Source organism: Streptomyces sp. NH27 (assembly GCF_056859195.1).
Genome location: NZ_JACEGK010000990.1, coordinates 1 through 1,026 on the forward strand (window position 1 = coordinate 1; position 1,026 = coordinate 1,026).

General features: G+C 70.8%; 2 protein-coding genes. Both read left to right on the forward strand.

From position 1 onward, the window contains the following. The first annotated feature begins 83 nt into the window (after window positions 1-83). A complete protein-coding gene (locus AC13HU_RS37600) occupies window positions 84-446 on the forward strand; it encodes a DsrE family protein (protein WP_483046494.1) in 363 nt (120 codons plus the stop codon). An 83-nt stretch (window positions 447-529) separates the two neighbouring features. Continuing rightward, window positions 530-1,026, forward strand: a 497-nt coding sequence (locus tag AC13HU_RS37605) for an alpha/beta fold hydrolase (protein ID WP_483046495.1), incomplete at its 3' end; no start/stop codon positions are given.

Genomic DNA, 1,026 nt, shown 5'->3' on the forward strand with positions numbered 1-1,026 from the left:
CCACCCAAGCCCCCCCAGGCACATATGTGTACACGCTAACGATCCACGCGGATCTGCTTTATATCACCGCTTAGAGTGCTCGTATGACAAATAAAGTCGTGATCAAGGTGACGGCCGGCGCGGACGCGCCCGAGCGGTGCTCGCAGGCGTTCACCGTGGCCGCGGTCGCCGTGGCCAGTGGGGTGGAAGTGTCGCTCTGGCTGACCGGTGAGTCCTCGTGGTTCGCCCTGCCCGGGCGAGCCGCGGAGTTCGAACTCCCGCACTCCGCACCGCTGCCCGACCTGCTCGACGCCGTACTGGCCGGCGGCCAGGTCACCTTGTGCACCCAGTGCGCGACCCGCCGCGACATCACCGAGCGCGACGTCATGGATGGTGTACGGATCGCGGGCGCGCAGGTGTTCGTCAGCGAGATCACCAAGGACGGCGTGCAGGCGCTGGTCTACTGAACCCCGCTCCCCGGCAGACGACTTGCGGCCATGCGACTTCGAGACGCGCGGCCGATGTCGGACCCCTCGGCTAGGTTGTTGGCATGACGGAATTCGTACTTGTGCCAGGTGCCTGGCTCGGTTCATCGGCGTGGGACGACGTGGCGGCGCGGTTGCGCGCGGCGGGCCATGGCGCCCACCCGCTGACCCTTACCGGAGTCGCGGAGCGCAGCGGCGAGGAGCCTGCCGGGCAGCAGGCCCACGTGCGGGACATCGTCGGCGCGGTCGAGGACGGCGGCCTGCGGGACGTGGTCCTGGTCGGGCACAGCTACTCGGGCATCCCGGTCGGCCAGGCCGCGGGGCGGATCGGTGACCGGCTGACCCGGGTGGTGTTCGTGGACGCGAACGTGCCGGTCGAGGGCGGGTCGTTCGTGACGAGCTTCCCGGGCGGCGGCGAGGTGGCGGAGGCGATCACCGCGAACGGCGGCTTCTGGGCGCCGCCGGGGCCCGAGGACTTCGACGGTCAGGGGCTCACACCCGAGCAGACCGCCCGGCTGATGGCCGGCGCCACGCCCCACCCGGGCGCGAGCCTCACCGAGCC